This is a genomic window from Xenorhabdus littoralis, from assembly GCF_033949345.1.
GTDB classification, from domain to species: domain Bacteria; phylum Pseudomonadota; class Gammaproteobacteria; order Enterobacterales; family Enterobacteriaceae; genus Xenorhabdus; species Xenorhabdus littoralis.
Genome location: NZ_VCDP01000175.1, coordinates 1 through 2,644, shown reverse-complemented (window position 1 = coordinate 2,644; position 2,644 = coordinate 1). Strand labels below are relative to the sequence as shown.

Below are 2,644 nucleotides of genomic sequence, written 5' to 3'. Positions count from 1 at the left end.
GTAAACCTGCTCCAACAACGGCAACCAATGATAAAGGGCAATTAGAGGCCGCATTAGTGAGCAGTAAACCCGTCAAGGAGGCGAAAGTCTTCCTGCAAGCGGGCGGCATGGAAAAAACACAGGTCGGTGCCGTGAGCTTTGAAGATAACCCGGCGCTTTTCCATATAGAAACAGTTGATGTGTTACCGAAAGTACCGTCACAAGTCGCCGATGGCAAACAGATCTATACCTACACAGCAACTGTTTTAGGTGGTGATGGCAAACCAGTGGTAAACCAGAAAATCTCTAATGTAAAGTGGAGCATAGATAAGAGTAACAAAGAACTGATTTGGGCCCCTCGCAATGGTGATGTTACAACAAATGAGAAGGGAGAATTAACCGCCACGTTAGCCAGCCACGCTGAAGTAAAAAATATTACAGTTTCACTTGCTATTGGAAACAAATCACCGGTTCAGGTGCCTTATTCAGTTTCTTTTACAGATAACCCGGCGCTTTTCCATATAGGAGGAAGAGCCGTTGACGTTTCACCGAAAGTACCGTCACAAGTCGGCGATAGCAAACATATCTATACCTATACAGCAACTGTTTTAGGTGGTGATGGCAAACCAGTGGTAAACCAGAAAATTTATAATGTAAAGTGGAGCATAGATAATAATTCGGAATGGCTGATTTGGAACCCTCCCAATGGCGATGTCACAACAAATGAGAAGGGAGAATTAACCGCCACATTAGCCAGTTTCGCTGAAGTAGACAATATTATGGTTTCACTTGCCATTGGAAAGCAACCACCGGTTGATGCGGTTCAAACCGTTTCCTTTACTCCACTGTATGTTATTAAAGGCGGCACTGTGCATGATATTGAGCCGAAAGACACGACGACTTTGCCTGTCGGTGAATATTTTACCTTTAAGGCTCTTCTCGTTGATAATTCAACTCACATACCGCAACGAAATACAACGCTTCCAGTTGTAGAGTGGGATTTTTGGCTTTCACCATACTTAGATAAACCTCTAGATCCAAGCCAAAGGGCAAATATCACTTTTAAAGATAGCGGTAGAACAACAGATTCTGAAGGATACTTCACGTTAACCTTCACTAGCAAAGCCGCCATCAAAAATGTCACGGCTTCTATCCGAATTGTAGACAAAAATCGCAACATGATCCCATCAACTCCTCCCGTTTCTTTTGAAGATAATCCTAAAGATTATCATGTAAAAGATAACCATATCGCGGTTGAATCTACGCCTCCCGGTAATAAAGTTCTAACTTCTGACGGTAAGCAAAAATTTACCTATACGGCGGTTGTTGTGGGTAGCGATAGTCAGCCTTTAGAAGAAGGAACTGAAATTGATAATGTCCTGTGGGAGATAGATCCAAACGGAAAAACAGGGCTCAATTTTGAGCCTGAAAATGGCACAGTCAAAGCCGGTAAGGATGGAAAATTAACCGCAACAATCACCAGTGCAGTTAACACACCGACATCTCCATTTGTGGTTGTGACCGCTTCTACCGATAACAATGTAAAAGGTGCCGATAAAGAACCTGTACAGTTCATGTGGCCACTATTGAATACACCCGAAATTACTCCACCCAATGTCGTGGTTCCTCCTAAATAAGCATTCAAAATGCGAAATCACATCCTTACTCCTCGCAGCGCGAAGAGTAAGGAATCTTCATCCGATAAGTGTACTACTATTATGAAACCTTATTTAGTGGGAAGTATTCCCTTGAATCAAAAGTAACTCTAATTTCCGGTAATCACAAAAGTCATCCTTATACGGATAAAGGGATTAAATTTAACTGGTGGATCAAAAAACCATTGAATGCGAATACAAAAGGGATTTCTTTATCCCGAAATAGGGATGTGTATGTAGGAACTGACGGATCTTTAAAAGCAGACTTGATAAGTACACTGAGTACGCCTCAGGAAACAGATGTGGAAGTTTGTGTGAATGTAGTAAAGCCAATTGAACCTGATAGAGAGTATCCTCGTAATACCTGTACAACAGCGCGTTTTGGAAATTGATCTGTCCTTGATTTAATGCCACCTTGTTTTCAAATTAAATTAACGAAAGCAAGGTCATTATAACAAGATAACGATATATTCCGGAGTTCAAACGCTGGGTTGTGGCATTTCCGAACAGGAACTAAAAATTCACCTTTTCATTCGGTGAACCGGATTTGTCTGCTGCTACATACTTAATTTATCCCCATAAATATTGGACGATAACGTTTACCTATCAGCCAATAACTATTCTTCATCACATAATCCACAGGATTTTCTAATATATGAAATTAGGGAGATAACCTCATTTTTATGAGTTAGTCTCAAAAATGAGATAGTAAATAATAATTTTTTTCTGAGGTGCTCTTATATGTCTTCATATATTAGTAAAGTCATTGTTTTTTTTACTGTCATTTACTCGTTACTGATACCGTCTACAATGATGAATGCCTTTGCAGAGGGGCACCTGACAACTAATAAAATAGATAATAAAGAAAATATAGATTTTAACGTTAACGGATCAAGTAAAAGGTTTTTGAATTCAAATGCCAATAAAGAAAATGATTTGAATAAAAACAATGAATCCTCAGAATCTGGTACACCCAATGTGATCGCCAGTAATATCCAGACTGTCAGCAA

Annotated in this window: 2 protein-coding genes; both read left to right on the top strand. The window is 39.8% G+C overall.

What is annotated here, in order from left to right:
• Window positions 1–1,616: Ig-like domain-containing protein (locus tag FE394_RS19075; RefSeq protein ID WP_319927897.1), on the top strand; the 1,616-nt coding region annotated here is incomplete at its 5' end.
• Between the two features lie 759 nt (window positions 1,617–2,375).
• Window positions 2,376–2,644 (top strand): hypothetical protein (locus FE394_RS19070; RefSeq protein WP_319927896.1); only part of this gene is annotated, 269 nt, incomplete at its 3' end.